Origin of the sequence: Chrysosporum bergii ANA360D (assembly GCF_029891735.1) — a bacterium.
Taxonomy (GTDB): domain Bacteria; phylum Cyanobacteriota; class Cyanobacteriia; order Cyanobacteriales; family Nostocaceae; genus Umezakia; species Umezakia bergii.
This window is the reverse complement of sequence record NZ_JANQDH010000056.1, coordinates 1-26,968: the sequence shown is the minus strand read 5'-3', so window position 1 is coordinate 26,968 and position 26,968 is coordinate 1. Positions and strand designations below refer to the sequence as shown.

The window sequence follows — 26,968 nt, the reverse complement described above, 5'->3', positions numbered from 1 at the left end:
TTTTAAGTTGAGAAATTTAGTATGAGCAGCAATTTAGCAAGTAAATTACGTCTAGGCACTAAAAAAGCCCACACAATGGCAGAAAACGTGGGTTTTGTCAAGTGTTTTTTAAAAGGAGTGGTAGAAAAAAACTCTTACCGGAAACTAGTTGCTAACTTTTACTTCATCTACTCCGCCATGGAAGAGGAGATGGTAAAGCATGGTCAACACCCGATTGTAGGTAAAATCAACTTTCCCCAACTCAATCGCCAGCAGACTTTAGAGCAGGATTTGAGTTACTATTTTGGTGCTAACTGGCGGGAACAAATTAAACTATCCCCAGCAGGCGAGGCTTATGTGCAACGCATCCGGGAAATTTCCCAAACTGCACCAGAATTATTAATCGCCCATTCCTATACTCGTTATTTGGGTGACTTATCCGGTGGGCAAATCCTCAAAAATATTGCTGTCACAGCCATGAAGTTGTCTGAGGGTCAAGGTACTGCTTTCTATGAATTTGCAGATATTACTGACGAGAAGGCATTTAAAGCCAAATACCGTCAAACTCTCGACGAGTTACCCATTGATGAAGCTACAGGCGATCGCATTGTGGATGAAGCCAACGCCGCTTTTGCCATGAATATGAAGATGTTTGAGGAATTGGAAGGTAATCTGATCAAGTCCATCGGGATCATGCTGTTTAACAGCCTCACCCGTCGCCGCCATCGCGGTAACACTGAACTCGTCCCCACTGCTGAGTAAATTCTGCTGAGGTTAACCTTTGCTAAAATCTAGGGACAGCTTTTTTGGGGTCACCTGATTTAAGTTCAGGCGATCGCTGAGGAGTTGTCCCTGATGCTTAGGTTAACAAAGTGTCAAAAATTCACTGCATAACTTTAACTAAACAATGGCTACAAAAATACCAGTAACAGTGATCACAGGCTTTTTAGGCAGTGGTAAAACTAGCTTAATTCGCCACCTACTACAAAACAACCAAGGTCGCCGCATAGCAGTTTTAGTTAATGAGTTTGGAGAACTGGGTATTGATGGCGAATTGTTGAAGTCCTGTGAGATTTGCCCTGAAGATAGCAACAATGGCAGTAATATCTTTGAATTAACCAACGGCTGCTTATGTTGTACCGTGCAGGAAGAGTTTTATCCCACCATGCAAGAGTTAATTAAGCGGCGAGATAGCATTGACTGTATTTTGATTGAAACTTCCGGGTTAGCTTTACCAAAACCCCTAGTTAAAGCCTTTCGCTGGCACGAAATCCGCGCCGCAGCTACGGTAGATGCAGTGATTACCGTAGTAGATTGTGCCGCAGTAGCAGCAGGCACATTTGCCAGTGACCCAGAAGCCATCGCTGCTCAACGACAGGCAGATGATAGCCTAGAACACGAAACACCGTTGCAAGAACTTTTTGCCGACCAACTAACTTGTGCTGATTTAGTGGTGTTGAATAAAACTGATTTAGTGGATATTGACACTAAGCTACAAGTTGAGGAATTAATTAAGCAACAGCTGCCCAGAGTGGTGAAGATTGTAGAAAGCGATCGCGGTACACTAGATGCCGATATTTTATTAGGATTTCAAGCCGCAGTAGAAGATAATTTAGATAGTCGTCCTAGCCATCACGACACCGAGGAAGACCACGAACACGACGAAGAAATCACCTCAACTCACTTAGTGTTAGACCGCAGCTTTGACCCAGAAAAACTACAAGAACAATTGCAAAAACTGGCCCAGCAACAAGAAATTTATCGCATCAAAGGCTTTGTGGCAGTGCCAAACAAACCCATGCGCTTAGTCATGCAGGGTGTAGGAACCCGATTTGATAAATTTTATGATCGTCCGTGGCAAGTGGAAGAAGCTAAACAAACGAGTTTAGTTTTTATTGGTCGTGATTTGAACCCTTTAGAAATAAAATCTCAATTAGTAGCTTTGACTTTTTAGCAAGTTGCGGTCAACCGCCAGGAATCACCGACCTAGAAGGTCGGTGAGTATGTCAATATTTCTCATGACCATGATGGAAAGGAAAAACAAAACCCAGACCATCCTCTAAAATTGGCGTTGATACTTCTCTAAAATATCTACTAAATTCACTTGACATTGCAATGGTAATAAATCATTCAAAGGTAATTCTTTCCTCCCACCGCCAATTTTGACTGGGATAGAGTCCAATACTGCCATCACCCGGTCTTCATCCACAGTTTGAGAACTAATTAAAGGATACATTTTTTCAGCCACTACAGTATGTAGTTTGGCATCGGATAAATAAAGATGCCACTTGGCAATGTCTATATAAACAGCTTCCCCAATTTCAGCAGCTAGGGCTTCTAGTAATTCTGCGGTATTAGTCGTAGCCATAAAAATCACCATTAATCAACTAAACAGCAACAAATATCAGGGTTTTTAACATTATCGCTTAATTATTCAGTGGCATCCACTGCCACAGGTGACAATCACTCCAGCCTCAATAGTCGGCCTTCAGGTGGATTTAGGCGGATTCTCACTATAGTTAGCGATCGCACTAATATAAATCAGATGCACCAACAATACTAATATCCAACTTGCTGTTAACCAAGGTAGCCACTCCCAGGATGCGGCTGTTAAGTTATGGAAAAACCATAAACCAGAATTAACAGATGTAGTCAGTGCCACATGGAGGGCAAAATTCATCCGGTCATCTAACTTGCGGAATGCTGGATCTTTGCGATCGGGTTTGCGAGGCCAACGGGGAGGCATATGCTAATTGAATACAGTATAAACATCATTTTATGCTTTTTAGGTTTCTTTGTTCACAAATAAGCTGGAAAAATTATCTCATTAGCCCACACATCCCTAATACCAGGCACATAAAAAAAAGTTTTGCATTAGTCTTGCATGATTTTCATAGTATGTGCTAATATACAAATATATTGGACAAGGGCGTGTAGCTCAGTGGACTAGAGCACGTGGCTACGGACCACGGTGTCGGGGGTTCGAATCCCTCCTCGCCCGTTATTTCTCTTGATCTTTCATGTTCAATTTGTTTGAATTGTTGTGTGTTCCCGAAAGGTTAAATTTTTCAACCAGGCCGGGGCGGATCTCGGTGCATCAGAGGACGTAAGCCATTTAACCCAGCAGCAATTGCCGAACCATTATGAATAACTGTAGCTGCTAGGGGATGCAGTCCTATGGTGGTGGCCACTGCTAAAGCTGCTACATTGGGGACCACAGCTAAACCAATATTTTGTTTAATTACTGCTTGAGTTTGCCGGGCAATGGCCATGGCTTCTAAAAAACTAGTCAGGTTATCATCCATTAGCACAACATCGGCGGTTTCTCTGGCTATGTCAGAACCTCCACCAAAGGAAATGGCAACATCAGCATAAGCTAAAGCGATGGAATCATTTAAACCGTCGCCTGTAAAAGCCACTGTTTTACCAGATTTGTGAATTTTTTGGATAATTTCTGCTTTTTGTTGGGGAAATGCCTCAGCATGGACTTGGGAAAAGGGAAGATTTATTTCTTGGGCGACATAGTTCGCCCTTTGCCGACTATCCCCTGTGAGTAGATGTATTTCCATATTGTATTCAGTTTGGAGTTTCTCTACCACTCCAGCGCTTTCTGGTCGCAGGGGGTCTCTATAATAAATAATTCCTAGTAACTCCTGATTTACGGCTACATATAATAATGAATCATCAGCAGAAATTTTATGGGTGAGACGTGGTTGCTCAAAAAAATCTAAACCAATACCACACTGACGCAAAAAGCGATCGCTCCCCACAATAACTTGTTGTCCATCAATTTTCCCCAACACCCCCAAACCAATTTCATAAACAAATTCTGGGCGGGGTAAAATTTCTATTCCTTGTTTTTGGGCATATTTAACCACAGCTTCAGCCACCGGGTGAGTCAGGCGTTGTTCAGCAGAAGCAGCTAAAGTTAACAGCCTTTGGGTAGACATTTTCTCTGTCAAACTTTCTATACCCATAACTTCAATGTCACCCTTAGTTAAAGTTCCTGTTTTGTCAAAAACTAAGGTATCCACCTGTGCTAATTTTTCTAAAGCCCGACCACTGCGGATCAATACACCATGTCTGGAAGCGTGGTGTAAAGCTGCCAAAAAAGTTGTAGGTAGAGAAACCCGAATACCAGTGACAAAATCCAAAGTGAGGATAGATGCTGCTGTAGAAGAGTTGCGGGTTGCGGCTAACACTAACCCAGAAAACATTAAAGCAGGTAATATAGCCTTGTCGGCAATGTTAGCCGCATAATTACCCATGCGTGTATCATACACAGGGGCTTGTTTAACTAATTCTATGCTGGCTCCAGCACGAGTATCTGCCCCTACTCGCTCCGTTTGGATGTAAATTTCTCCTTCCCGCACCAGAGTAGAAGCATAAACCCCTTGTCCCACTTGACGCAACACCGGCATTGATTCACCAGTCAGCTTTTGTTGGTCAATTAAAGCTGTTCCCTCGATAATTTCTCCATCAACGGGAATTTGTTCTCCTGGATAAACAACTACCTTATCTTTGGGCTGTACTTCTGTGGCTAGGATGCGTTTTTTTTCCCCATCTGGTTGTTCCACCCAGGCGTAATTGCCCAATGAGTTCAATAAATCTGTGGCGCGATTTTCCGTAACTCTGGCGGTGCGATCGCGAATGTGGTCACCTATTCTATGTAGTGTAATCATCAACGCGGGTGTAATCAAGTTGCCTTGGGCAGAAGTTAAAGTGATGGCCAGCAAATCTAAGCAGTCTATATTTAACTTTTGTTCTTGAGTAATGCTAGTATAAGCACCCTGAGCAGTGGGTACAGCAGCCAGGGCTACCGTTGCAGCAATTACCGTTTTAGGAATAGGAAACCCTAGCCCCAGTAAAGCCAAGCCAGTGGCAAAAGCTGGCCATTTTAAGTCTAGAGTCCTAGTTGCTGGGATCCTCTCAGTTTTATTTCTGCTTTTAGCTTTGTATAATAAATCTATGATATAATTTGGTACTAACCCATTTATACTAGTCGATAATTGGTACTTAATAGCCACAGAACTGCAACCAGCATTAACACGAGCGTAGCTAACCCGATAGTCCGACCTTAGTAACTCTTCTAGGCTTTGGGCGTAATCATGATCATCAGCCAAGAGAGGAACACGAAGCCTGACCCTACCATGAATTGTATGTATGATCTCATATTCAACAGCCACAGAGTTACTATTTTTTAATTTAGAGGCGATTTTCATCATCTTACGCCTAAATTCCTAGTTGGAATGGAGAGCAAAATTTCTACAACGGCAATAGCCTAATTGTATCTAATGGTGATGACAGGGATGATCTACCCCAGTGAGGGTTTTTGGCTGATGGTTTTTATCCCCCCAGGGCTGGATCAAAATTGTCAGGAAAATGAGTATTGCCATCCCAATCTGCTTTTTCTAGTTTAATTCCCTGGAGATACCCTTGACGGAAGTCCGCAGAAAACAATAAAGCTCCCCGCAAATCAGCATTTTGTAAGTTAGCTTGACTGAAATTTGCAAAGCTCAGATCACAGCCTCTAAGATTAGCACCATTGAGATTAGCACCAGTCAAATCAGCATAGCTCAGGTCACAACCCTTGAGGTCAACACCTTGTAAATCAGCATTAATTAAATTAGCCCCGCTAAAATTGCGTTTTCCCTCTGCATATCTTTGTAGGAGATTCACAGCAGTATTAATCACCTGTGGCGAATTGGTTTCAAACATCAAACTACCTCACAGCTTCCCCTATAACTACTGTAGTTCATACTAATATAGCGAATTTTGCCCAAGTGAAGTATAGTGAGGTATATTTTTAGCAGGACTGTATTAAGCAGCAAGCAGGACTTGCACTACAAGACGATCATTTACATTTTTACCTCACCCTTATTGAGAAAGGCTATAGACATCTTTAATATTTTCTTCATCTTGTATCAATCTCTAAAATAGTGGATCATATATAAAACTGAACCAATTTATTCAGTGGAAAACATGACTCATCCTTTCCTTAAACATCTGCATAGTCCACATCGCCCAGTCATCGTCTTTGACGGTGGTATGGGAACCAATTTACAAACTCAGAACCTCACAGCCGAAGATTTTGGCGGGGCGGAGTACGAGGGTTGTAATGAGTACCTAGTCCACAGCAAACCCGAAGCAGTGGCTCAAGTCCACCGAGACTTTCTCGCTGCTGGTGCTGATGTGATTGAGACAGATACCTTTGGCGGTACATCCATTGTTTTAGCAGAATATAACCTCGCCCACAAGACTTATGAACTGAACAAAAAAGCCGTAGAAATTGCCAAGCAGGTGGCCGCAGAATTTTCCACCGCAGAAAAACCCCGGTTTGTAGCCGGTTCTATAGGACCGACTACCAAACTCCCCACCTTGGGACACATTGACTTTGACACCCTCAAAGCCTCTTTTGCTGAACAAGCCGAAGCCCTCTTTGATGGTGGTGTTGATTTATTTTTAGTAGAAACTTGCCAAGATGTGCTGCAAATCAAAGCAGCCTTGAACGGTATTGAAGAAGTTTTTGCTAAAAAAGGAGAACGTCGCCCGTTAATGGTATCTGTAACCATGGAAAGTATGGGTACTATGCTAGTGGGGTCAGAAATTAGCGCTGTAATGACAATTTTGGCTCCATATCCGCTAGATATCCTAGGTTTAAACTGTGCCACAGGGCCAGACTTGATGAAACCACATATCAAGTATTTATCACAACATTCACCTTTTACCATCTCTTGTATACCCAACGCGGGTTTACCTGAGAACGTCGGCGGACGAGCGCACTACCGCTTAACGCCAACAGAATTACGCATGGCTTTAATGCACTTTGTTGAAGATTTGGGTGTCCAAGTGATTGGGGGTTGCTGTGGGACACGTCCAGAACACATTCAACAACTGGCAGAAATTGCCCAAAACCTCAAACCCAAAGAGAGAAAGTATAGTTTAGAACCCGCTGCCGCGTCAATTTATTCCACTCAGCCCTACGATCAAGATAATTCTTTCTTAATTGTCGGTGAACGCCTCAACGCCAGTGGTTCTAAAAAATGCCGGGATTTACTGAATGCAGAAGATTGGGACGGCTTGGTATCCATAGCCAGGGCGCAGGTTAAGGAAGGGGCACACATCCTTGATGTCAACGTGGATTACGTAGGACGTGATGGTGTCCGGGATATGTACGAACTGGTTTCCCGCATCGTCAATAATGTGACATTGCCTTTAATGCTCGACTCCACAGAATGGGAAAAAATGGAAGCGGGTTTAAAGGTAGCTGGTGGTAAGTGTTTGCTCAATTCTACTAATTACGAAGACGGAGAACCACGTTTTCTTAAAGTGCTGGATTTAGCCAAAAAATACGGCGCTGGTGTGGTAATTGGTACTATTGATGAAGATGGTATGGCAAGGACAGCAGATAAAAAGTTTCAAATTGCTCAACGTGCCTATCGTCAAGCTGTAGAATATGGTATTGCCGCATCAGAAATATTCTTTGATACCTTAGCATTACCTATTTCTACTGGGATTGAGGAAGACAGAATCAATGGCAAAGCCACCATTGAATCAATTAGCCGCATTCGTCAAGAATTACCCGGATGTCATGTTATTTTGGGTATATCTAATATTTCCTTTGGTTTAAACCCTGCAGCGCGAATTGTACTCAACTCCATGTTTTTACATCAAGCCATGACGGCAGGTATGGATGCAGCCATTGTCAGTGCTAACAAGATTTTACCCCTATCTAAGATAGAACCACACCATCAAGAAGTTTGCCGTGATTTAATTTATGACCGGCGTAAACTTGAAGGTGATGTCTGCGTTTATGATCCTTTAACAAAACTGACAACTTTGTTTGCAGGAGTTACCACAAAACGCGACCAAGGTGTTGATGAAAGTCTACCTTTAGAAGAACGCCTCAAATGCCACATCATTGACGGTGAACGCATTGGTTTAGAAAAACTGCTGACCCAAGCTTTAGAAATTTATTCGCCTTTACACATTATCAACACTTTTCTGTTAGATGGCATGAAGGTTGTGGGGGAGTTATTCGGTTCAGGACAAATGCAATTACCCTTCGTGCTACAGTCGGCAGAAACTATGAAAGCCGCAGTTGCATATCTAGAACCATTCATGGAAAAGTCAGAAACTGGTAATAATGCCAAGGGAACTTTTATCATTGCCACAGTTAAAGGTGATGTCCATGATATTGGTAAAAACTTAGTAGATATTATCTTAACCAACAACGGGTACAAGGTAATTAATCTGGGTATTAAGCAGTCGGTGGAAAATATTATCCAAGCTTATGAAGAACACAAAGCTGATTGTATTGCCATGAGTGGCTTGCTGGTGAAATCCACCGCCTTTATGAAGGAAAATTTGGAAGTGTTTAACGAAAAAGGAATTACCGTTCCTGTAATTTTAGGTGGTGCTGCATTAACTCCTAAGTTTGTCCATCAAGATTGCCAAAACACTTATAAGGGTAAGGTCATTTATGGCAAAGATGCTTTTTCTGATTTGCACTTCATGGATAAGTTAATGCCGGCCAAAGCCGCTAATAATTGGGATGATTACCAGGGATTTTTGGACGAGGTAGAAGAAGTAAAAGCAGCACCAGCCCCCAGTACCGAGTCATCGTCCCCTATTGTGACATCTCCAGTTGTGATTGATACCCGCCGTTCCGAAGCTGTGGCGGTAGATATTCACCGTCCTACGCCTCCTTTCTGGGGTACTCAGTGGTTAAAGCCTGGTGATATTCCCATTGAGGAAGTGTTCTCGTATTTGGATCTACAAGCCTTAATTGCTGGACAATGGCAGTTCCGCAAGCCAAAAGAACAGTCTAAAGAGTCACATCAGGCTTTCCTGCATGAGAAAGTTTATCCAATTTTGGAGAGTTGGAAGCAACGGGTCATTGAAGAAAATCTACTACATCCCCAGGTAATTTATGGATATTTTCCCTGTCAGGCTGAAGGGAATACCTTGCATATTTATGATCCCAACCACACAGACCCAGAGAACCCAGAGGTAAAAGCAAGTTTTGAGTTTCCCCGCCAAAAGTCTTTGCGACGGCTGTGTATTGCCGATTTCTTTGCGCCCAAAGAGTCCGGAGTAATTGATGTCTTTCCCATGCAGGCTGTGACTGTGGGGGAAATTGCTACCGAGTTTGCCCAGAAGTTGTTTGCTGATAATCTATATACAGATTATCTGTATTTCCACGGGTTGGCGGTGCAGGTGGCTGAAGCCTTGGCAGAGTGGACTCACGCCAGGATTCGCCGGGAGTTAGGTTTTGCTGCTGAGGAACCGGATAATATCCGGGATATTTTGGCACAACGCTATCAAGGTTCTCGGTATAGTTTTGGCTATCCCGCTTGTCCGAATATTCAGGATCAGTATAAACAGTTGACATTGCTGGGCACTGACAGGATTAATTTGTATATGGATGAAAGTGAGCAAATTTATCCAGAACAGTCAACCACGGCAATTATTGCTTATCACCCGGTAGCCAAATACTTTAGCGCTTAATGTTTTTCCCCTCTCCCCAGTGGGGAGAGGGTTTGAAACTGTAAACATGAAATCTAAACAAAAAGTAGTGCGAGCATCCTGCTCGCTAATCTTGAAGAAATCTAAAATCCAAAGTCCGAGAATGTAACAAACCAATTCATAATAAAGCTAGGTGTTATTTGTAATTGGACTATGTACTTAACTTGGTTAGACAGCAATAGTTGGCTGCTGGAAATGGGCAACCAACGCATACTTTTAGATCCTTGGTTGGTTGGTTCCTTGATCTTTGGTAATTTAGATTGGTTCTTTAAAGGTTCACGAACACAAGAACGCCCCATCCCAGAAAATATAGATTTGATTCTGCTATCTCAAGGTTTAGAAGACCATACTCATCTACCCACCCTAAAGCAACTTGACCGACAAATTCCTGTGGTGGCTTCTGCCCAAGCAGCAAAAGTTGTAAGGGAATTGGGCTATAGTTCTATTACGCCTTTAGGTTTTGGGGAAAGTTTCACTTTAAATCACCAAGTGGAAATTACAGCTGTTCCTGGTTCCACTGTGGGATACAACTTAGTCGAAAATGGTTATGTGCTGACAGAGTTAACCAGTGGGTTAAAACTGTACTACGAACCCCATGGTAATCATTCCCCAGAAATAAAACAGTCAGCACCAGTGGATGTAGTAATTACCCCCATGATTGATGTTACTCTGCCTTTAGGCCTGCCAATTATTAAAGGTAGAAATAGCGCCTTGACAGTAGCCCAGTGGTTACAACCACAAGTAATGTTACCCACTGCTGCTGGTGGTGATGTGATTTTTACAGGTTTGTTAACAAAGTTGTTAAAAACTGAAGGAACAGTAGGGGAGTTTAATAATTTACTGAGTAGCCATCACCTGACTACACAAGTCATGGAACCGCAGCCAGGTCATCGCTTGGAGCTACAAATGGCTAGAAAATAGGGAATAGGGAACGCGGGCAAGATGCCCGCACTACTTAATATTCGCTATCAGCAACACAAATTCCCTTACACTTAATACCATTGTTTGCCGTGCGTTGACAGTGGGGACAGAGGATTTTTTCTTCCTCTTCTCTGGGCTGTAATTGCTCTTGCTCTGAGTGAGGTTTTACAGTCATGAAAATAATGGATTGTGTAGATGTTAAGATTTTACCGAGATTAGACAATGAAAGCAAAATAATTTAAGCAAAATTTTGATGACAGTGAAGACATCACTGCTATATAAAACCTACACAAAGCTAGACTTAAAATCGAGCCGTGCGACACTGAAATCCCCAACTACGAACAAGTGTTTATTTTTCCCCTGTTATCAAATTTAGCCACACCCCACCAAAGCTAAGACCAAATTACGAAAATCTTCCCCCCGCATTTCAAAATTGGCATACTGATCAAAACTGGCACAAGCAGGAGACAACAATACCACATTTGCTTGATGCTGTTTAGCTAATTCTATGGACCGAGAAACCGCTTTGTCCATAGTTTCTACAATTTGGTAGTTAGTATAACCCACTGCTTGCAGACGTTGAGCAAATGCCTGTGCAGCGCTACCAATTAACAATACTGCGGCTGCTTTGGCTTTAATTTTGGCTAACCAAGCAGTGTCATCACCCGGTTTTGCTTCTCCACCTGCAATCAAAATCGCTGGACTGGGTACGGAATTTAACCCCACTTCGGCCGCATCATAGTTAGTGGCTTTGCTGTCGTTAATAAAGTCAATACCTTGCCAAGTACAAATGTGTTCTAAACGATGGGGAACTCCAGAAAAATTCCTCATGGCGGTATCAATAGCATGGGGGTCAATTCCTGCTAACCGCCCAGCAGCCACAGCCATTAACAGATTTTGGCGGTTATGTTCTCCCACCATTGGCAAAGCAGAAGCTAAGATAATTTTTTCCGGTTGTGAACTTGGCTGTAATTTTTCCACCACCCAGCCATCCTCAATATAAAACCCTTGCTGACTGACTAAAAAATCCTTACCTTTAACACTTGTCCAATAGGCATCAGGCCAATGAATTTTACCAATATTATTTAAATAGGGGTCATCTCCATTAAATACCTGGAGGTGGGAATGACGTAATAATTTGGCTTTGATGTTGTAATAGTTCTCTAAGGTTTTGTGCCTTGCCAAATGGTCTGGGGTAAAGGTCGTCCAAATGCCGATGCGGGGAGCAAGACTAACAGAAGATTCTACTTGATAGCTGCTAACTTCTGCGATTACCCAATCAGGAGGTGTGGGTGACAATGCCACTTCACAAGCGGCATAGCCAATATTACCACAGGCAGGAGCATTAAACCCGGCAGTTTGAAAAATTGCCGCAACTAAGGCTGTAGTGGTAGTTTTGCCGTTAGTGCCGGTAATCCCTACCCAAGGAGAAGCTTGCAAGTGTCGCCAAGCCAGTTCCATTTCGCCGATGGTTTCAATGCCTAATTCCCGCGCTTTAACTAATACGGGAATATCCCAAGGTACTCCAGGACTAGCAATAATTCTATCACACAAATCACTCTGTAAATCAAGGGAATGCCCTAATTTAACTGTGATTTCCTCGGCTGCGAGTTTTTCTTGTTGTATCCGGAGGCTAGGGGAGGTGTTACTATCACTTAACACTACCTCCCAACCTTGCCGTTTCAACAATCTCGCCGCAGCAACACCGGACTTTCCCAATCCAATTACTGAAGCTTTAGGCATAGACTCTAGCAGATTTCCCTGGTTAAGCAGTCATCATCATATCGCTTCTTAACTAGAATTACACCTCTGATTTGTGCTACTAATTTACAAATTTTTGACAATAGCACCAAAATCAGCGAGGACACGGGCATGATTTCGCAGTAATCCTAGTAAGGATAGCCGATTGCGTTTGATTTCAGCATTAGGGTCCATAACTAAAACGCTATCTTCACCATCAAAGAAGTTAGCCACCGTGGGAGCGATTTTTGCTAAAGCTGCTATCAATAATTGATAACTGCGTGTTTGCTGTGCTTGTTGAGTTTGGGGTACTAATTCTAGGAGGGCGTTGTAAAATGCCTGCTCAGAAGATTTGGCAAATAATTGGGGCTGAATCAAACCAGTGGGTTCCAACTGCTGGAAATCTAAGTCACCTTGGCCTGCTAGCCTGGTAGAACGGTTGACAGTTTCATAGATTTTATCTAAAGTACCATCTTGGCGGATTTGTTGTAAATATAAGGCGCGATCGCGTACATCCAGCAAGTCTTGTAATGCCCGTTCCGTATATTCTGGGTCATTTTCTCCCAAAACTGCGTTTACTAGATCATAGTCTATATGCTGTTCATCTTGTAGTAAAGTGCGGATACGTTGTAAAAAAAACTCTTGCAAAGCTGCAATTAATTTATCTGGTTGTTTGTGGTACTTAATGGCAAAATCCCCCGCTATTTGGCTTAATAACTCCGCTAAGTTAATAGGCAAATTAGCAAACCAAGTAATATTAATTACCGCATTAGCAGCACGACGCAAAGCAAAGGGATCAGAAGAACCTGTAGGAATTAAACCCAGTCCAAAAATACTGACTAAAGTATCTAATCTATCTGCTAAACCTACAATTTGACCTGTGAGAGTTCCTGGTAAAACATCGCCCGCACCTGTGGGTAAATAGTGTTCAACAATTGCCTTAGCTACTTCCACATCTTCCCCACTAGCCAAAGCATATTTTTCCCCCATAATGCCTTGCAGTTCGGGAAACTCATACACCATTTGACTTACTAAATCAGCTTTACACAACAAAGCCGCCCGTTGGATCTTTTCGGACTGACTAGGCTGTAACCGTAATTGCCCGCTAATGTAATCAGCAATAGCAACTATTCTATCCACCTTAACACGGACTGAGCCTAGTTCTTCCTGAAAAGTAACTGTTTCTAATTGAGGTAAATAACCTTCCAAAGGTTTAGCTAAGTCAGCCTTGTAGAAAAATTGCCCATCAGCCAACCTAGCCCGAATTACCCGCTCATTCCCCACGGCGATCAGATCCGATTTCTGGGGGTCACCATTGGAAACAGTGATAAACTTAGGCAATAACTCCTGACTCTCAGCCGCCGGCAATACAGGAAAATAACGCTGGTGGGTGACCATCACTTCTGTAATTACCTCAGTGGGTAACTGCAAAAATTCCGGTTCAAACTTACCCACCACCGCCGAGGGAAATTCCACTAGATTGGTAATTTCTGCCAACAAATCCGGGTAAAATACCGTGATTCCCCCTGCTTCTTCCGCTGCTGCTTCTACCTGCTGTTGAATCATATTTGACCTTTCTTCCTGGTCAACAATAACACCAGCAGAACGCAAAGTTTTAACATAGTCCCCAGCTTGAGGAATAATCACAGGTTGGGGATGTAACACACGATGACCATGGGAAATGCGATCGCTAGTAATTATCTCAGAACCATTCACCAACTCAATAGGCAAAACCTGATCATCCAACAAAGCCACAAGAGAGCGAATAGGGCGAGAAAACTTCATATCCCCATCACCCCAGCGCATTAACCGCTTACCCTCTAGACTAGCAATCCATTCACCCACCAAATCAGTTAAAATATCCCCCACCGGTCGGCCGGGAATAATTTTCTTGACAAAGACAAAATCCCCTTTCTCCGTGGGGCGAACCTCCAAAGCGGCCATATCCACACCTTGCTTTTTAGCAAAACCTGTAGCTGCTGGTGTAGGTTGACCATCCCTAAAAGCAGCGGTAGCCGGTGGACCCTTGACCTCCTCTTCTCGGTCTGGTTGCTGGGACGGTAGACCTGTAATGAGTACCGCCAAACGCCGGGGAGTACCATAAACCTGCACCGATGCCCCCATGATACCATTGGCTTGTAGAGTTTTGGGGATGTGCGATCGCCATTGTAACATAGCATCACCCAGAAAGCCGGCAGGTAGTTCTTCTGTACCAACTTCTAATAAAAAAGCAGTCATAGGAAAACGTGGTAACTCTAATAATTGCATTACTATATTATCTAGGGAATAGGGTACACTATTCCCTGGAGATATTTAAACCAAACCCCGTGGTTTTCCAACTACACCTTAGTATACTTATCCACTATATTAACTAAATCCGGCACTGCTTCCTCCACGTGTTTCTTAGCCGAACCACGGAATTTTTCATAAGTTCCTTTAATGATTTGGCGCTTAGTGTGCTGAACCCTAGCATCAGTAATACCCAGCATAGCATCTGCTGTTTGCGAACGACTAGCGATGAGATGAGCCGCAGGATCGCCCTTTTCCATACCCTCATTCCACAAAGGGTCAATGGCTGTTAAAAACTGGGGTAGCAACTGCTCCACAATGTAGGGGATGTATCCGGGTTTTACTCCCTTTAAAGCTGTAAAAGCAGTCTTTAAGGCCATACCACTAACACCGGATTTAGAAGCCAGCTGCTGGTCAATCATTTTGCAGCAATCATCTACAACCATGGCCTTTTTATTTGGACTTAACAGCTGTTCACTTAATCCCATTTTATTCTTCCTCAAAATCAACACAATGGATAGCCAGTCATAGTAGCTTATATCATGTCCGTTTGATTTTAGAGCAAACCCGGAATCTCACTCAACTGTATCTTAATGTTTTTAAGAAATGCTAGAAGACAAAATTTTGCCGAAGTGAGGTACATCATTAGGGGAACCAGATCATAGCAAAACAAGACCTTTATCATTTAAATGTGTATCTCATGTGTTTAAGAAATGCTATTCTTACAACAGAATCATAAACCTACTTCCCATACTCTAAAATCACAATGCTAATCAAAAAAGCCATTACTCACATCTCCAGACTTGCTGATCCATCACCTTGGTTGATAATCATCATTTTTTCTTCCCTCGGTTTCATCGGTATTCTCAACCATTCCATGTGGCGAGACGAACTAAACCCCTGGCTAATTGTCAGAGATAGTCAATCTTTGGCAGATTTAATTGCCAATATTCATTATGAAGGACACCCCGTACTGTGGTATTTTTGTCTGGCAATTCTGCAAAGAATTAGTCAAAATCCCGTCATTATGCAGCTTTTTCATTTAACTATTGCAATTGGTGCTGTCAGCTTATTTTGTTTATATAGTCCCTTTACCTATCGACAAAAATTTTTATTTACCTTTGGTTTTTTCCCCTTTCATGAATATCTCCTCATTTCCCGTAACTATGCCTTTAGTCTGCTATTTATATCTGCAATTTGTACAATTTTTCCATCTAGAAAAAAAACCTATATTTACCTAGCCATCTTATTAGGTTTGCTCGCTAACAGTAGTGCTTACGCCTTATTTATATCCTTTGCTGTATGCTTAACTTTATTAGTGGAATTATGCTGCGATAGTCAACAGCGCTACCAGTATTTTACTCACAGCCAAAAATATGATTTATTTGTCAGTATAGCAATTATTCTATCTGCCTTACTTTTATCAGTTTACATTATTAGTCCCCCAGAAGACAGTTATCTACATGGTGGGTTAAATAATGGCTGGGTCAAGGAACTAGATCTACGTCATTTACTCAGGAGTATAGGGAGATTATTCGGCAGTTATTTTTTGATTATTCCCACACACAAAAGATGGTTAGATTTAATTGCTTGTAGTTTAATAGCTGTATTTGTTGCTACATTAACTATAATTAAATTATCTAAAAAGCCAATTGCTTTATTTTTCTACATCATAGCTAATACTATAATTTTATCATTTACATACTTAAGATTCCCAGGCTCACCTAGACATTTTGGACATTTTTATTTAGTTTTAATAGCCGGGTTATGGCTGGGAAGTTACTATGAAGAATCTAATTTTTTAGTCCATAATTTATCTCTCAAGAACAAAAGCACTAAACTAATGGAAAAATGGCAACACATAGCCTTGATGATTATTCTGTATGTGCAGTTCATCGGTGGAATAGGCAGCTTTACCAAAGATTTAATTATACCACTTTCAGCTAGTAGGGCAACTGCTAATTATATTCAAAAATCTGAATTAAATAATCAATTCATTGTCGCCAGTAGAGATGCCAACATGGCGGCACTATCCGGTTATCTCCAGCGACAATTTTACTATCCTGAACGGCAAGAAATGGGCAGTTTTACACTTTTTAAAGCAGGTCGCCAAGAGCAAGAACAAGGGGAAATACTAACACAAACTACTGATTTGTTAACCAAGCAAGGAGACAACAGTAAAATTTTGCTTATTTTAAATAAACAACTCAAAATAAATCACCAACACTTAAAACCAAACTTAAACATTATTCCCATCAAAAGTTTTGAGAATGCTTGGGTAAATGATGAAAAATATTATCTGTATTGGGTAAACAATTCATGAACAATTCACCGAATCCGTTGGCGTGGTATAAAAATCCTGTATTGCGGACATCTTGGCCGCTAGGGGTGTAAAGTACCTACATCAAATACCATACTAACTGGTAACTTTCCCTATTGCGAGTGACATCCCCCCTTGTAGATAGAAAATTGGAATAAACTTAATACCAGATATATAATCAATACATCTGCTTCTGCAAAACAAATACAACTTACAATTCTCCAGCTTTCTGTACCCAGATAAAGAGCATTATGTGGCAACAACAAAAAAAAGAAAGTGCAATATTCAGCCTGGGCTTATTGCTGTCCTTAGCTACAACCCCCATGGCAGCAGATTTGTTCGTCCGGACACCAGTGCTGGCACAGTCTGCCACTGAATCTTCCCCACCCTCCCAATTCACTCAGACAGAACCAGTCCAACAACAGCCTCCAGAGAATAATCTGGGGCAAATACCTTGGTGGTGGCTTTTGTTACCTGTATCTATTCTGATTCTACTACTAATCTGGATTGTTAAATCATCTCTATGGGCAATTAAAGCTACAAATCCCAGTTCAGATGCTAACCCCACTGATGTAGAAAATGAGATTGTTTTAGAAGAAAAACTACCAGCCGCCAACCCGCAGGGCGATTTCAAACCAGAATTGCCCAATCTAGAAACTCTTGATAGCACCGACACAAGTCCCAACTTCCCATCAGAAGAATTGGAGGAGGAATCACCCTGGGACATAGAAGCACCTGTAAATGTGGTGAATCCCTACCCCCAATTACCAGATTTATCTTTAAGCAACTCTGAAGCATCAAAAGAGGGGGAGTTTTCATTTGATTTTGAGAGGGAAAATAGCAAAAATCAAAACCCTAGCAACACACAAACCACCTTCTCAGGTATTAGCGAAGAAGATATATTCAACCAAGTAGCAGACGCTGCCGAACCCACCAAGTATGAAACAGAGGATGAAACAGATATTTTCGCAGATAGTGCAACTTTTTTAGAAACAGATACCCAATCTCAAGATCAACTACAGGACAGCACAAAAGGACCATCATTTAATCTCGATGGAGAAAGAAGCGTTGTCCTCAAGCCCCGCAATTCAGAATGGGCTTATGCCAACTGGTATATTGATGAAACCTGCCAGCAAATATTAGCAAATAACGGCATCTGTGAATTAGCACTACGGCTATACGATGTCACAGACTTAGACCTGAGTTATGAAAGACCCCAGTTAGTTAAGCAATATCAACTAGAATCAAACAGAGAAGAGAAATATATCCCCATCCCCCGCACCAGTAGCGATTATATCGCCGCAATCGGTTATATCAGTCAAAGCGATCGCTGGGTCAGTATTGCCCGTTCCCCTAGGGTTCGTGTCTTTAATACACCAGTAGAAGACCCCACACCAGAACCATTATTTAACATAGATGGAGAAAGAAACATCATCCTCCATCCGTGCAATTCAGAATGGGCTTGTGCAAACTGGTACATTGATGAAACTTGTCAGCAAACATTAGCAACTAATGGCATCTTGGATTTAGAATTACGGCTATATGACGTGACAGATTTAGACTTGAGTTATGAAACTCCAGAATTAGTACAGCAGTATCAAATAGAGTCTGGGAGAAACAAGAAATATATCTCCATTCCCCGCAGTAATAAGGATTATTTGGCTGCAATAGGTTATGTGAATCCAGGCGATCGCTGGGTCAGTATTGCCTGTTCCCCGAAGGTCCGCATCTTTGGCACACCCTTAACAGATACCATAGAGGAAAACCAACTAACAACAGACAGCAAAGTTACAGCTACACAATCTAATCAAAGTGAAATAATCCTCAAATCCCGGACTCCCAAATGGGCTTATGCAGCTTGGTACATTTCCACAACCGACGAACAAACACTGCAAAATAAAAACATCTCCCAACTCTATCTGCGCTTGTATGATGTCACAGGTTTAGACCAGAATCGTCAAACCTCCAAATGTGTACAGCAGTACGAATGTGACGAAATCATCCGCGATCGCTACATCGCCATTCCCGCAGTTAATCGTGAATACATAGCCGAAATTGGTTATTTTACCCAGGACAATTTTTGGCAAATGTTCCTTCGTTCAGAAAAAATTTGTGTTTTCAGCCGTCCCCAAACAGATTTTTGGTTTCTCACTGATACAGAACTAATCATCCACGGTTCTACAGAACCAGGTGCAACAGTCAATATTTCTGGTAAGCCAATCAACATTAAACCAGATGGAACTTTTCACCTGCGTCTTCCCTTCTCAACCAACTCCATTGACTACATGATCACAGCCACAGCAGCCAATGGCGAACAAAGTACAACTATCCAAAAAAAATTCTCTCACCAAAATTTAGAAACCTGAATCAAAACAACTGTATCAACAGATCCCCTCAGTCGGGGATCTACATCCTCAAAACTTTACGCAGGTTCAAAGTTCAGCGCCACACCGTTCATACAGTAGCGCTGACCGGTGGGTGCGGGACCATCATTAAACACATGACCCAAATGTCCGCCACAACGGCTACAGTGTACCTCCGTTCTCGTCATAAAAAATGACCGATCTACAGTAGTAGCAATAGCGCCTTCAATGGGTTGGTAAAAACTCGGCCAGCCAGTACCACTGTTAAACTTAGTCTCAGACTTAAACAATGGTTGTCCACAACCAGCACAAACAAAAGTACCCTCATTATATTGCTTATCCAGTGGGCTGGTAAAAGCCCGTTCAGTCCCATGTTTTCTTAAGACCTGGAACTGTTCTGGCGTTAAAATTGACCGCCACTCCTCTTCAGACTTAGTAATTGCAAACTGGTTTTTAGCACTAGTCATGTTATCAGAACCCCAATTATTCCTTGTTAAAATTGTAGTGCCTATGATTACGGCACTGGCTTCTAAAAAATAGCGTCTGTTCATAATCACAATTTTACCTTACAGCAATTTTGGTTACAGAACTATTTAAAACCTAATCATCGCCAAAACACAATTCATACTCTTCTGTACTAACGTCAGGGTTAGTAGTGAGATAATTACTAAGGCGATCGCAACCATAATTAAGCAATTGATCTAAGTTTAATTTTTGCAGTTCTATCTCCTCTAAATTCCATAGTTTAATTGTACTATCTTGACTAGCAGAAGCCAGCAACTTACTATCAGGGCTAAAACTCACACTTTTTACACCTTCATTATGCCCAGAAAAAGTTTTCAGCAAAATACCACTGCTAATATTCCAAAGTTTAATAGTACGATCACCACTAGCTGAAGCGATCATATTACCATCAGGTGAAAAAGTAACATAATTCACCAAATCACCATGTCCCTGAAAAGTGCGAACCAAAGAACCCTCTACAGTCCACAGCTTAACAGTTTTGTCATCACTGGCTGAAGCAATACTTTTACCATCGGGAGAAAAATTAATACTCCATATACTAGCACTATGACCAGAGAGAGTTTTCAACAACTGACCCTCCCGACTCCACAATTTAATAGTTTTATCCGCACTAGCAGAAGCCATAATTTTACCATCCGGACTAAACTGGATATTAGTCACCCAACCATGATGACCGGAGAGAGTTTTCAACAACTGACCCTCCCGACTCCACAATTTAATAGTTTTATCCGCACTAGCAGAAGCTAAAACCTGATCATCAGGACTAAAACTCATACTGGTTACCCAATGCTTATGTCCTTTGAGGGTATGCAACAAAGTACCATCCCTTTGGCGAATCTCAATTTTCTGGTCCGCACTAGCCAAAGCCACAGTATTGCCATCCCTAGTAAAGCTAATACTGGTAACATCTTCAATGGGAGAAGCCAAACTTTGTAATAATCCACCATTCAAGTCCCATACTTTCATAGTGTGATCGGAACTAAAAGAAGTAATATTACTACCATCACCAGTAAACTTGACATGATTTACACTCCCCTCATGTCCATAAAAAGTTTTAGGTAAGTTTGTTTCTAGCTTCCATAACCGGATAGTATTATCATCACTAGCAGAAGCCAATTGATTACTATCAGGGCTAAAACTCAAACTGTTGACTTCATGGCTATGTCCAGGCAAAGTATCTAATAAATTACCCCCACGACTCCAAATTTTAATAGTCTTATCAGCACTGACAGAAGCGATCATCTTCCCATTAGCAGAAAACCGCACCTTCCACACACTACCATCATGCCCTTGTATTGCTTTCAGTAAATTACCGTCACGACTCCAGAGTTTAATCACATGGTCGGCACCAGCTGAGGCAATAATTTGGCCATCTGGGCTAAAAGTAACATCTAAAACTTCTTTAGTACTACCTGGCAAAGTAGATAATAAACGACCGTCCAAACTCCACAGCTTCACCGTACCATCATCACTAGCTGAAGCAATAGTATCACCCTCTGGTGAAAAACTCACACTATTTACACTGCGACTATGACCAAGAAAACTCGACAGTAACTTACCTTCGCGATTCCAGAGTTTAATAGTGTTGTCACTACTACCACTCGCTAAAAATTCACCACCCGGTGAAAAACTGACGCTATTGACACTATGAAGATGTCCTGTCAGGGATGATAGCAATTTACCTTGACGACTCCAAAGTTTAATAGTATTGTCACTACTACCACTCGCTAAAAATTCACCATCCGGCGAAAAACTCACACTATTGACACTATCTTGATGGTCTGTGAGGGTTGCTAACAGTCTACCATCACTACGCCAAAGTTTAATACTATTATCAGCACAACCACCAGCCAATGTGTTACCATCCGGCGCAAAACTCACACTAGTTACCCAAGAATTGTGAGTAAAACGGTTTAACTCTTGAGTTCCATAAACTGATTGTTGTAGAATCTTGACTACTTGCGAGCGAATATCTTGAGGAATAAACAAAGTATTCTTTTGTACTTCCTTCCCCGCCTTGATGCTGGTTAGCAAGGCTTCTAACTGTTTATGGGAGAAAAGAAAATTCTCCGCTAAGGAATTTAAAGCCTGTATTTCTCGTAACTGGGCTTTTTGAGTTTGTTGGTAAGCCAAAACCGCTAAACCAAAGGCAGTTAGTGCTAAAATACTAATAATTCCCGCAGTCCTTTGGGCTTTTCTCAGTCGGTTTTTTTCCTGTTGTTGTCGGCGTTGTTTTTCTATTAACCCAGCCTGAATAAAACGTTGGACATCAAAAGACACTTCATCAGTGTAATTAACATAAATTTCCTCAGCTTCAGCCAGGCGAACACCTTGTAAAAGAAAATCTGGCTGCTGATTATTATTGATCCACAAAGCTGCTGCTTGGGCAATTTGACGATGCGATCGCAACCTCCCCCGACTTTCTTCTAACCACCAGCGCAAACTTGACCAATAACGAATCAAAACCTCATGGGCTACTTCCACAGTTACCAGCCCTGGTGAAGCAGATAAATGAGCAGTTTTTCCCTCTTCTCCTAATCCCCCTACTTCCCCATTTTCCTCCAAATTCACCACCACCAACTTAGCAGCAATTAACACTTGTAGCGTTCTTTCAACCAAAGCCACCGGATATTTTTTGACAATTAACTCCGACTTAAGTACCCGTCTTCTAGTATCCTCCGTCCCCTCACCCAACTGGGTCAGTGAGAGAAAAATCCACCTAGCACAATCTTGAGCCTCAGCATCTAAACTATTGTAAACTCCTTGGGCTTTACTTTCCAGCGCTCCTTTAATTCCCCCCAAATGTTGCTGGTAGGCCTGTAGAGTCATTACCCCATTTTCCCGGTATTCCCACAGATGTTCCAACACAAATTCTAATAGAGGTAGATCCCCAGCACTGTGCTGTAACTCCTCCAGCAGCACTTCCACTAATTGCGCTTCTACTTTTAAACCCACCTTTTCCGCCGGGTTAATAATTATGCGGCGATAGTCTGCTTCACTCAAGCAGGGAGGTAACAACACACTCGACTGCTGTAACAACCTCACCAAAATTGGTACTTCTAAACAGGGAGCAATAAAATCCGCCCGCAAAGTAATAATTAACTTAAACTTTTCTGGTATTCGTTCCAGCGCCCCCAACACAACTTCTAAAAAACTTTGTCTCCCTTCACTCCCAGCAAGTGTAAATAATTCTTCAAACTGATCCACCACCAAAACCACCATAGGTTCTGGGCGATGGGCTATCCACTCAATAAAATACTCTACACCTTGCTGTAATATTCTTTCTAATTGCAGTTGCTGGTAAGCTTTTTCTTTTTCAGTACCGCTATCCACCAAACGCCTTGATAAAGATTGCAGAGGATTTGTCCCAGGGCGAAAGCACCTCATCCACCAATCAGCACTACCCGGTAATAATTTTCCTCGTCGCAACCGAGCTATTAATCCCGCCTGTACCACAGAAGACTTACCACTCCCGGAAGCCCCCACCACAGCCATAAATGACTTTTTTTGCAAATCATTAATTAATTCCTCAACAACACTTTCCCTCCCATAAAAATACTCAGCGTCTTCTTCTGCAAAAGCCCGCAAACCCCGATAAGGACACAAGCCCAAATCAACAGTTGCTGTAGAGTTAATACCCTTATGAGCAGAACTACCAGGTATAACCTCAATTACCCCTTGCGTCCCTGAAAGCCAGATATGTAAAGGATATTGATGATCACAAGATAATTGCAATTGAGTAATCAAACCCGCAGCTGATAAACTACCTTGAGGCAACGCTGCGGTTAAGGTGGAGTGTAAAGCTTGAGCAAACTGTTCAGGATGGCTTTTTAGTGAACTTGCGGCTATTATACACTGTCCCTGCTCAAACCCTAATTGTAAATCTTCTACCCAATCTTGTAGATGTATATGGTCATTTGCTGCCAGACAATCTAAAATAATAATTTGTTGGGTATAACTTGAGCGCCTCAGTTGTTGTCTTAACCAAGAACGACTCAGGCGGATATTATCAGCTAAAACTAAAGCAGGTTCACCCGCTTCTCCTTCTTCCACTTGTCCACGTAAATATAAAAACACCGTAGCCAAAATTCTGGAATTATTTTTCCCCACTGAGTATGTAGTTTGTAAACAAGCTGTAATTGTTGAGTGTAAGTCTTGACTATTAGCCGTTGAAGAACCAGTCCAATATTCCAACTCAAACCCCCCCCAACCCCGCAGTAATTTACTCACAGCCAAAGTAGTCTGATTAGTCGCCAGTCCCTCTAAAATTAACGCCCGTCGGAGACAACAAGATTCCGTTAAGGCTGGTTTTATTCCTAAAATAACTTCTCCCACTCCCTCTACTATCCGCTTGGGTGTTTGCTGGGGATACTCAGAATATAAATTACTGTCGCCTCTACTTTTATTTTGCTGATTAATCAGTCGTAACTGCTGATTAGTTTGCTCAATATATTGCCGCGTTTGATGATAAACATATCTATAAAGTCCATCAGCATCAATTAAACCCTGGGGATCAGCCGCTTCACCACGCAACCCACGCATTAAATAATAAGTAAATACACCATGTCCCAACTCAGGAAATTCCCAAGACTGTTGATTAGTATCACAGGAAAGCAAAGCATAAAATCCCTGACTTTGTTTAGCCCGGTGGCGTAATAATTCCACCATCTCAGATGTCAGGTTAGGCAAAAATGCTTCAGTTATATCATTTCTAGCCCCTCGGAATGTCAGACTACCACTATGACAAGCATCTAACCACACTAACTGAGTCTGCGCCTGACTGTTTGCTAACACCTGCAAAATTTCCTGTAAACTTAAACCTGTCTTGTCTAAGTCCTCTACTTCAGTATCCGTGAGACACAAAAACGCTTGTTGAGAATTTGACTCTAGTATCCCATGTCCAGAGAAATAAAATAAAATCGTATCTTGTGGTTGAGCAGCAGCAGCAATTTCATTCAAACTGCTACGCACTGTTGACAGAGTGGGTAGCCTGGAACTTAAATCATGGTACACCCTTATTGACCTTTGAGGAAATCCTTGGGTTGCATCCTCCACAGCAGCTGCTAAACCCTGACAATCAACAGCTGAGTAGCGTAGTGAAGGTAGTCTCTTATCTTGGTATTTGTTTACTCCTACCAATAACAGCCAAAGTTGTGCTTCTCCCATTTCTAGGATATGGGTTGAATGACTGGTAGCGACACCGAGTGGAGACATTGTACAGTAACTTTCAGTTTATTGAACTACTTCACATCATAAAAAAATCTTGTAGTGTGGGCATCCCGCCTTCTACCAGTGTAACTCACTCTATGGTAATGCAGGCTTCTAATTTTAAGCTAAAATTAACCATTTAAAAATCAAATCTCTTACATAACTAAGTATTTTACATTACAGTTTAAAGCATAAAAAAACTCACAAATTACCGAGATTGATCCACATAGAGAATAAAAAACGCCAAATTGGCCACATTTATAGAATTATCTTTGTTAAAGTATTGATTGTAAAAGACTTGTGGGCTTAATAGTCCAAGGTTTACTACACCTAAGCGAGCATTAACTGCAGAACTAATTCCATTAGTTCTGTTGACCTGCTCTCTGAATTGAAGATTGCTACTAGATATTCTGTAGTGATCTCCTCCTATCCCTTCTTCTCGCAAAAGGGACAAGTAAAATCATAAGTCCTTGTTGATTTACTCCTATCCATACCTCGTTCAACCATGATATGAACGGGGTATTTTTCATAGGGCAATAGGGAACAATTGTCGGTAGTAAGGACTTCAGTCCCGCTGAAAAGCCCAGTTTGCCACCAAGGCTTTGATATTCTGAAATAAGTTAAACTATAATTTTGTCAACCTTAGCCTTATTTCTACCTTTACAAAGCCTATGAACCCTGCCCTCACTCAAATTGGCGCTCAAATGTCTAACCTGACCGGTGTAAGAGCGATTATGAAAGATATTGTCGAAACATTACAAGCAGGGGCAGGGCAAGAATTTATTAACCTGAGCGCCGGTAACCCCTTGATCTTGCCAGCAGTAGAACAATTATGGCGAGACTGCACAGCTGAACTGCTGGCTAGTTCAGAATATGGCGATGTTGTCTGTCGTTACGGTTCCAGTCAGGGCTATGCACCCTTAATTGAAGCCATCGCCAAAGACTTCAACAAACGCTACGGCTTAAACTTAAGCGATCGCAATATCCTGATCACACCCGGTAGTCAAAGCCTTTACTTCTATGCCGCCAATGCCTTCGGTGGCTTAACCAATGACGGACAACTAAAAGAAATTGTTTTGCCCCTTAGTCCCGACTATACTGGTTACGGTGGTGTTTGTTTAGTCCCAGAAGCCCTCAAAGCCTATAAACCAACATTAGATATAGATACAACCGCCCACCGGTTTAAATATCGTCCAGACTTTAGCCAACTATCCATAACACCAAACACCGGTTGTGTGATCTTCTCCCGTCCCTGTAACCCCACTGGTAATGTGCTTTCTGATGATGAAGTCAGAAAAATAGCAGCCTTAGCCACACCTCACAATGTACCAGTGCTAATTGACTCAGCCTATGCCCCTCCTTTCCCGGCTTTGAACTTCACACCAATGACACCAGTATTTGGTGAGAATATCTTGCACTGCATGAGCTTATCAAAAGCAGGACTACCCGGAGAACGCATAGGCGTTGCCATTGGTCATGAAAGCATAATTCAAGTATTGGAGTGCTTTCAAACCAACTTGTGTATTCACCCATCACGGTATGGACAAGCCATAGCCGCTTTTGCCATTAACTCCGGCGCTTTACCTCACATAGCCGCGGAAGTGATTCGCCCCTTCTACCAGCAAAAATTTGGTGTGCTAGAAAATACTTTAGAGCAAGCAATGCCCAAAAATTTACCCTGGTTCCTCCATCGTGGTGAAGGAGCTATATTTGCTTGGTTGTGGCTAAGAGACCTACCCATTACTGACTGGGAATTTTATCAAAAACTTAAACAAGTAGGTGTAATTGTTGTCCCAGGTAGCACATTTTTCCCTGGTTTGCAGGCAGAATGGCAGCACAAACACCAATGCTTACGTATTAGTCTCACCGGTAGCGATAAAGAAATTGTCACAGGTATGCAGCGACTAGCCGAAGTAACAGAACAAGTTTATCTAAAAAATGGGTTGAAAACCCGGTCGTTCTAGGACGGCTTTTCTAGATTCTGGATATATTTCTTCAGCACCTCAAGTGGCGCACCACCAACAGAATACAGAAAGTAACTAGGACTCCATAAAGCTTGCTCCCCATAGGGTTTAGGAAATCCACCTTGACCGTA

General features: G+C 42.0%; 18 protein-coding genes and 1 tRNA gene. 8 read left to right on the top strand and 11 right to left on the bottom strand.

Annotation, left to right across the window (positions count from 1 at the left end):
• The first annotated feature begins 21 nt into the window (after positions 1 to 21).
• The gene (locus tag NWP17_RS08980) at positions 22 to 741 is read left to right on the top strand and encodes a biliverdin-producing heme oxygenase (RefSeq protein ID WP_280654569.1); all 720 of its coding nucleotides are present in this window, start codon (positions 22 to 24) and stop codon (positions 739 to 741) included.
• 145 nt (positions 742 to 886) lie between these two features.
• Positions 887 to 1,933: a cobalamin biosynthesis protein CobW gene (gene cobW / locus NWP17_RS08975; protein WP_280654568.1), complete on the top strand. Its 1,047-nt coding sequence runs from the start codon at positions 887 to 889 to the stop codon at positions 1,931 to 1,933.
• A 105-nt stretch (positions 1,934 to 2,038) separates the two neighbouring features.
• On the opposite strand, the gene NWP17_RS08970 is transcribed toward cobW, so the two are convergent.
• Positions 2,039 to 2,347, bottom strand: coding sequence for a DUF3181 family protein (locus tag NWP17_RS08970; protein WP_280654567.1), 309 nt, complete (start codon positions 2,345 to 2,347; stop codon positions 2,039 to 2,041).
• A 120-nt stretch (positions 2,348 to 2,467) separates the two neighbouring features.
• On the bottom strand, positions 2,468 to 2,725 hold the full coding sequence (locus NWP17_RS08965) for a hypothetical protein (RefSeq protein WP_280654566.1): 258 nt from the start codon (positions 2,723 to 2,725) through the stop codon (positions 2,468 to 2,470).
• A 181-nt stretch (positions 2,726 to 2,906) separates the two neighbouring features.
• On the opposite strand from NWP17_RS08965, the gene NWP17_RS08960 reads away from it, so the two are divergent.
• Positions 2,907 to 2,980: transfer RNA gene (locus NWP17_RS08960), tRNA-Arg, on the top strand.
• Between the two features lie 67 nt (positions 2,981 to 3,047).
• On the opposite strand, the gene NWP17_RS08955 is transcribed toward NWP17_RS08960, so the two are convergent.
• The gene (locus NWP17_RS08955) at positions 3,048 to 5,201 is read right to left on the bottom strand and encodes a heavy metal translocating P-type ATPase (protein ID WP_280654565.1); all 2,154 of its coding nucleotides are present in this window, start codon (positions 5,199 to 5,201) and stop codon (positions 3,048 to 3,050) included.
• Between the two features lie 124 nt (positions 5,202 to 5,325).
• Positions 5,326 to 5,697: an Alr5209 family pentapeptide repeat protein gene (locus NWP17_RS08950; protein WP_280654564.1), complete on the bottom strand. Its 372-nt coding sequence runs from the start codon at positions 5,695 to 5,697 to the stop codon at positions 5,326 to 5,328.
• 264 nt (positions 5,698 to 5,961) lie between these two features.
• Between NWP17_RS08950 and metH the strand changes: the two genes are divergently transcribed.
• Together metH and NWP17_RS08940 are read left to right on the top strand one after the other, a co-directional pair.
• Positions 5,962 to 9,489 (top strand): methionine synthase, encoded by a 3,528-nt coding sequence (gene metH / locus NWP17_RS08945; protein WP_280654563.1) that lies wholly within the window; start codon positions 5,962 to 5,964, stop codon positions 9,487 to 9,489.
• 171 nt (positions 9,490 to 9,660) lie between these two features.
• Positions 9,661 to 10,428, top strand: coding sequence for an MBL fold metallo-hydrolase (locus tag NWP17_RS08940; protein ID WP_280654562.1), 768 nt, complete (start codon positions 9,661 to 9,663; stop codon positions 10,426 to 10,428).
• A gap of 34 nt (positions 10,429 to 10,462) precedes the next feature.
• Here the strand turns inward: NWP17_RS08940 and NWP17_RS08935 are convergent, their stop codons facing one another.
• From NWP17_RS08935 to NWP17_RS08920, 4 genes are all read right to left on the bottom strand, one after another.
• On the bottom strand, positions 10,463 to 10,603 hold the full coding sequence (locus tag NWP17_RS08935; protein ID WP_280654561.1) for a hypothetical protein: 141 nt from the start codon (positions 10,601 to 10,603) through the stop codon (positions 10,463 to 10,465).
• 197 nt (positions 10,604 to 10,800) lie between these two features.
• Positions 10,801 to 12,171 (bottom strand): UDP-N-acetylmuramoyl-L-alanine--D-glutamate ligase, encoded by a 1,371-nt coding sequence (gene murD, locus NWP17_RS08930; protein WP_280654560.1) that lies wholly within the window; start codon positions 12,169 to 12,171, stop codon positions 10,801 to 10,803.
• An 84-nt stretch (positions 12,172 to 12,255) separates the two neighbouring features.
• Complete coding sequence (gene glyS, locus NWP17_RS08925) at positions 12,256 to 14,406, bottom strand: glycine--tRNA ligase subunit beta (protein ID WP_280654576.1); 2,151 nt, start codon at positions 14,404 to 14,406, stop codon at positions 12,256 to 12,258.
• Positions 14,407 to 14,507: 101 nt separating this feature from the next.
• The gene (locus tag NWP17_RS08920) at positions 14,508 to 14,945 is read right to left on the bottom strand and encodes a DUF6918 family protein (protein WP_280654559.1); all 438 of its coding nucleotides are present in this window, start codon (positions 14,943 to 14,945) and stop codon (positions 14,508 to 14,510) included.
• Positions 14,946 to 15,223: 278 nt separating this feature from the next.
• On the opposite strand from NWP17_RS08920, the gene NWP17_RS08915 reads away from it, so the two are divergent.
• Positions 15,224 to 16,780: a hypothetical protein gene (locus tag NWP17_RS08915; RefSeq protein ID WP_280654558.1), complete on the top strand. Its 1,557-nt coding sequence runs from the start codon at positions 15,224 to 15,226 to the stop codon at positions 16,778 to 16,780.
• Between the two features lie 248 nt (positions 16,781 to 17,028).
• Positions 17,029 to 19,143 (top strand): DUF4912 domain-containing protein, encoded by a 2,115-nt coding sequence (locus tag NWP17_RS08910; RefSeq protein ID WP_280654557.1) that lies wholly within the window; start codon positions 17,029 to 17,031, stop codon positions 19,141 to 19,143.
• A gap of 56 nt (positions 19,144 to 19,199) precedes the next feature.
• On the opposite strand, the gene msrB is transcribed toward NWP17_RS08910, so the two are convergent.
• Both msrB and NWP17_RS08900 read right to left on the bottom strand, forming a co-directional pair.
• Complete coding sequence (gene msrB / locus NWP17_RS08905; RefSeq protein ID WP_280654556.1) at positions 19,200 to 19,691, bottom strand: peptide-methionine (R)-S-oxide reductase MsrB; 492 nt, start codon at positions 19,689 to 19,691, stop codon at positions 19,200 to 19,202.
• A 49-nt stretch (positions 19,692 to 19,740) separates the two neighbouring features.
• Positions 19,741 to 24,879 (bottom strand): nSTAND1 domain-containing NTPase, encoded by a 5,139-nt coding sequence (locus tag NWP17_RS08900; RefSeq protein ID WP_280654555.1) that lies wholly within the window; start codon positions 24,877 to 24,879, stop codon positions 19,741 to 19,743.
• A 665-nt stretch (positions 24,880 to 25,544) separates the two neighbouring features.
• Here NWP17_RS08900 and NWP17_RS08895 point away from each other — a divergent pair.
• Positions 25,545 to 26,837, top strand: a complete 1,293-nt coding sequence (locus NWP17_RS08895) for a valine--pyruvate transaminase (protein WP_280654554.1) — start codon at positions 25,545 to 25,547, stop codon at positions 26,835 to 26,837.
• On the opposite strand, the gene NWP17_RS08890 is transcribed toward NWP17_RS08895, so the two are convergent.
• A partial coding sequence (locus NWP17_RS08890) for a transposase (protein WP_280652958.1) occupies positions 26,834 to 26,968 on the bottom strand: 135 nt, incomplete at its 5' end. The two genes, NWP17_RS08895 and NWP17_RS08890, sit on opposite strands and share 4 nt — an antisense overlap.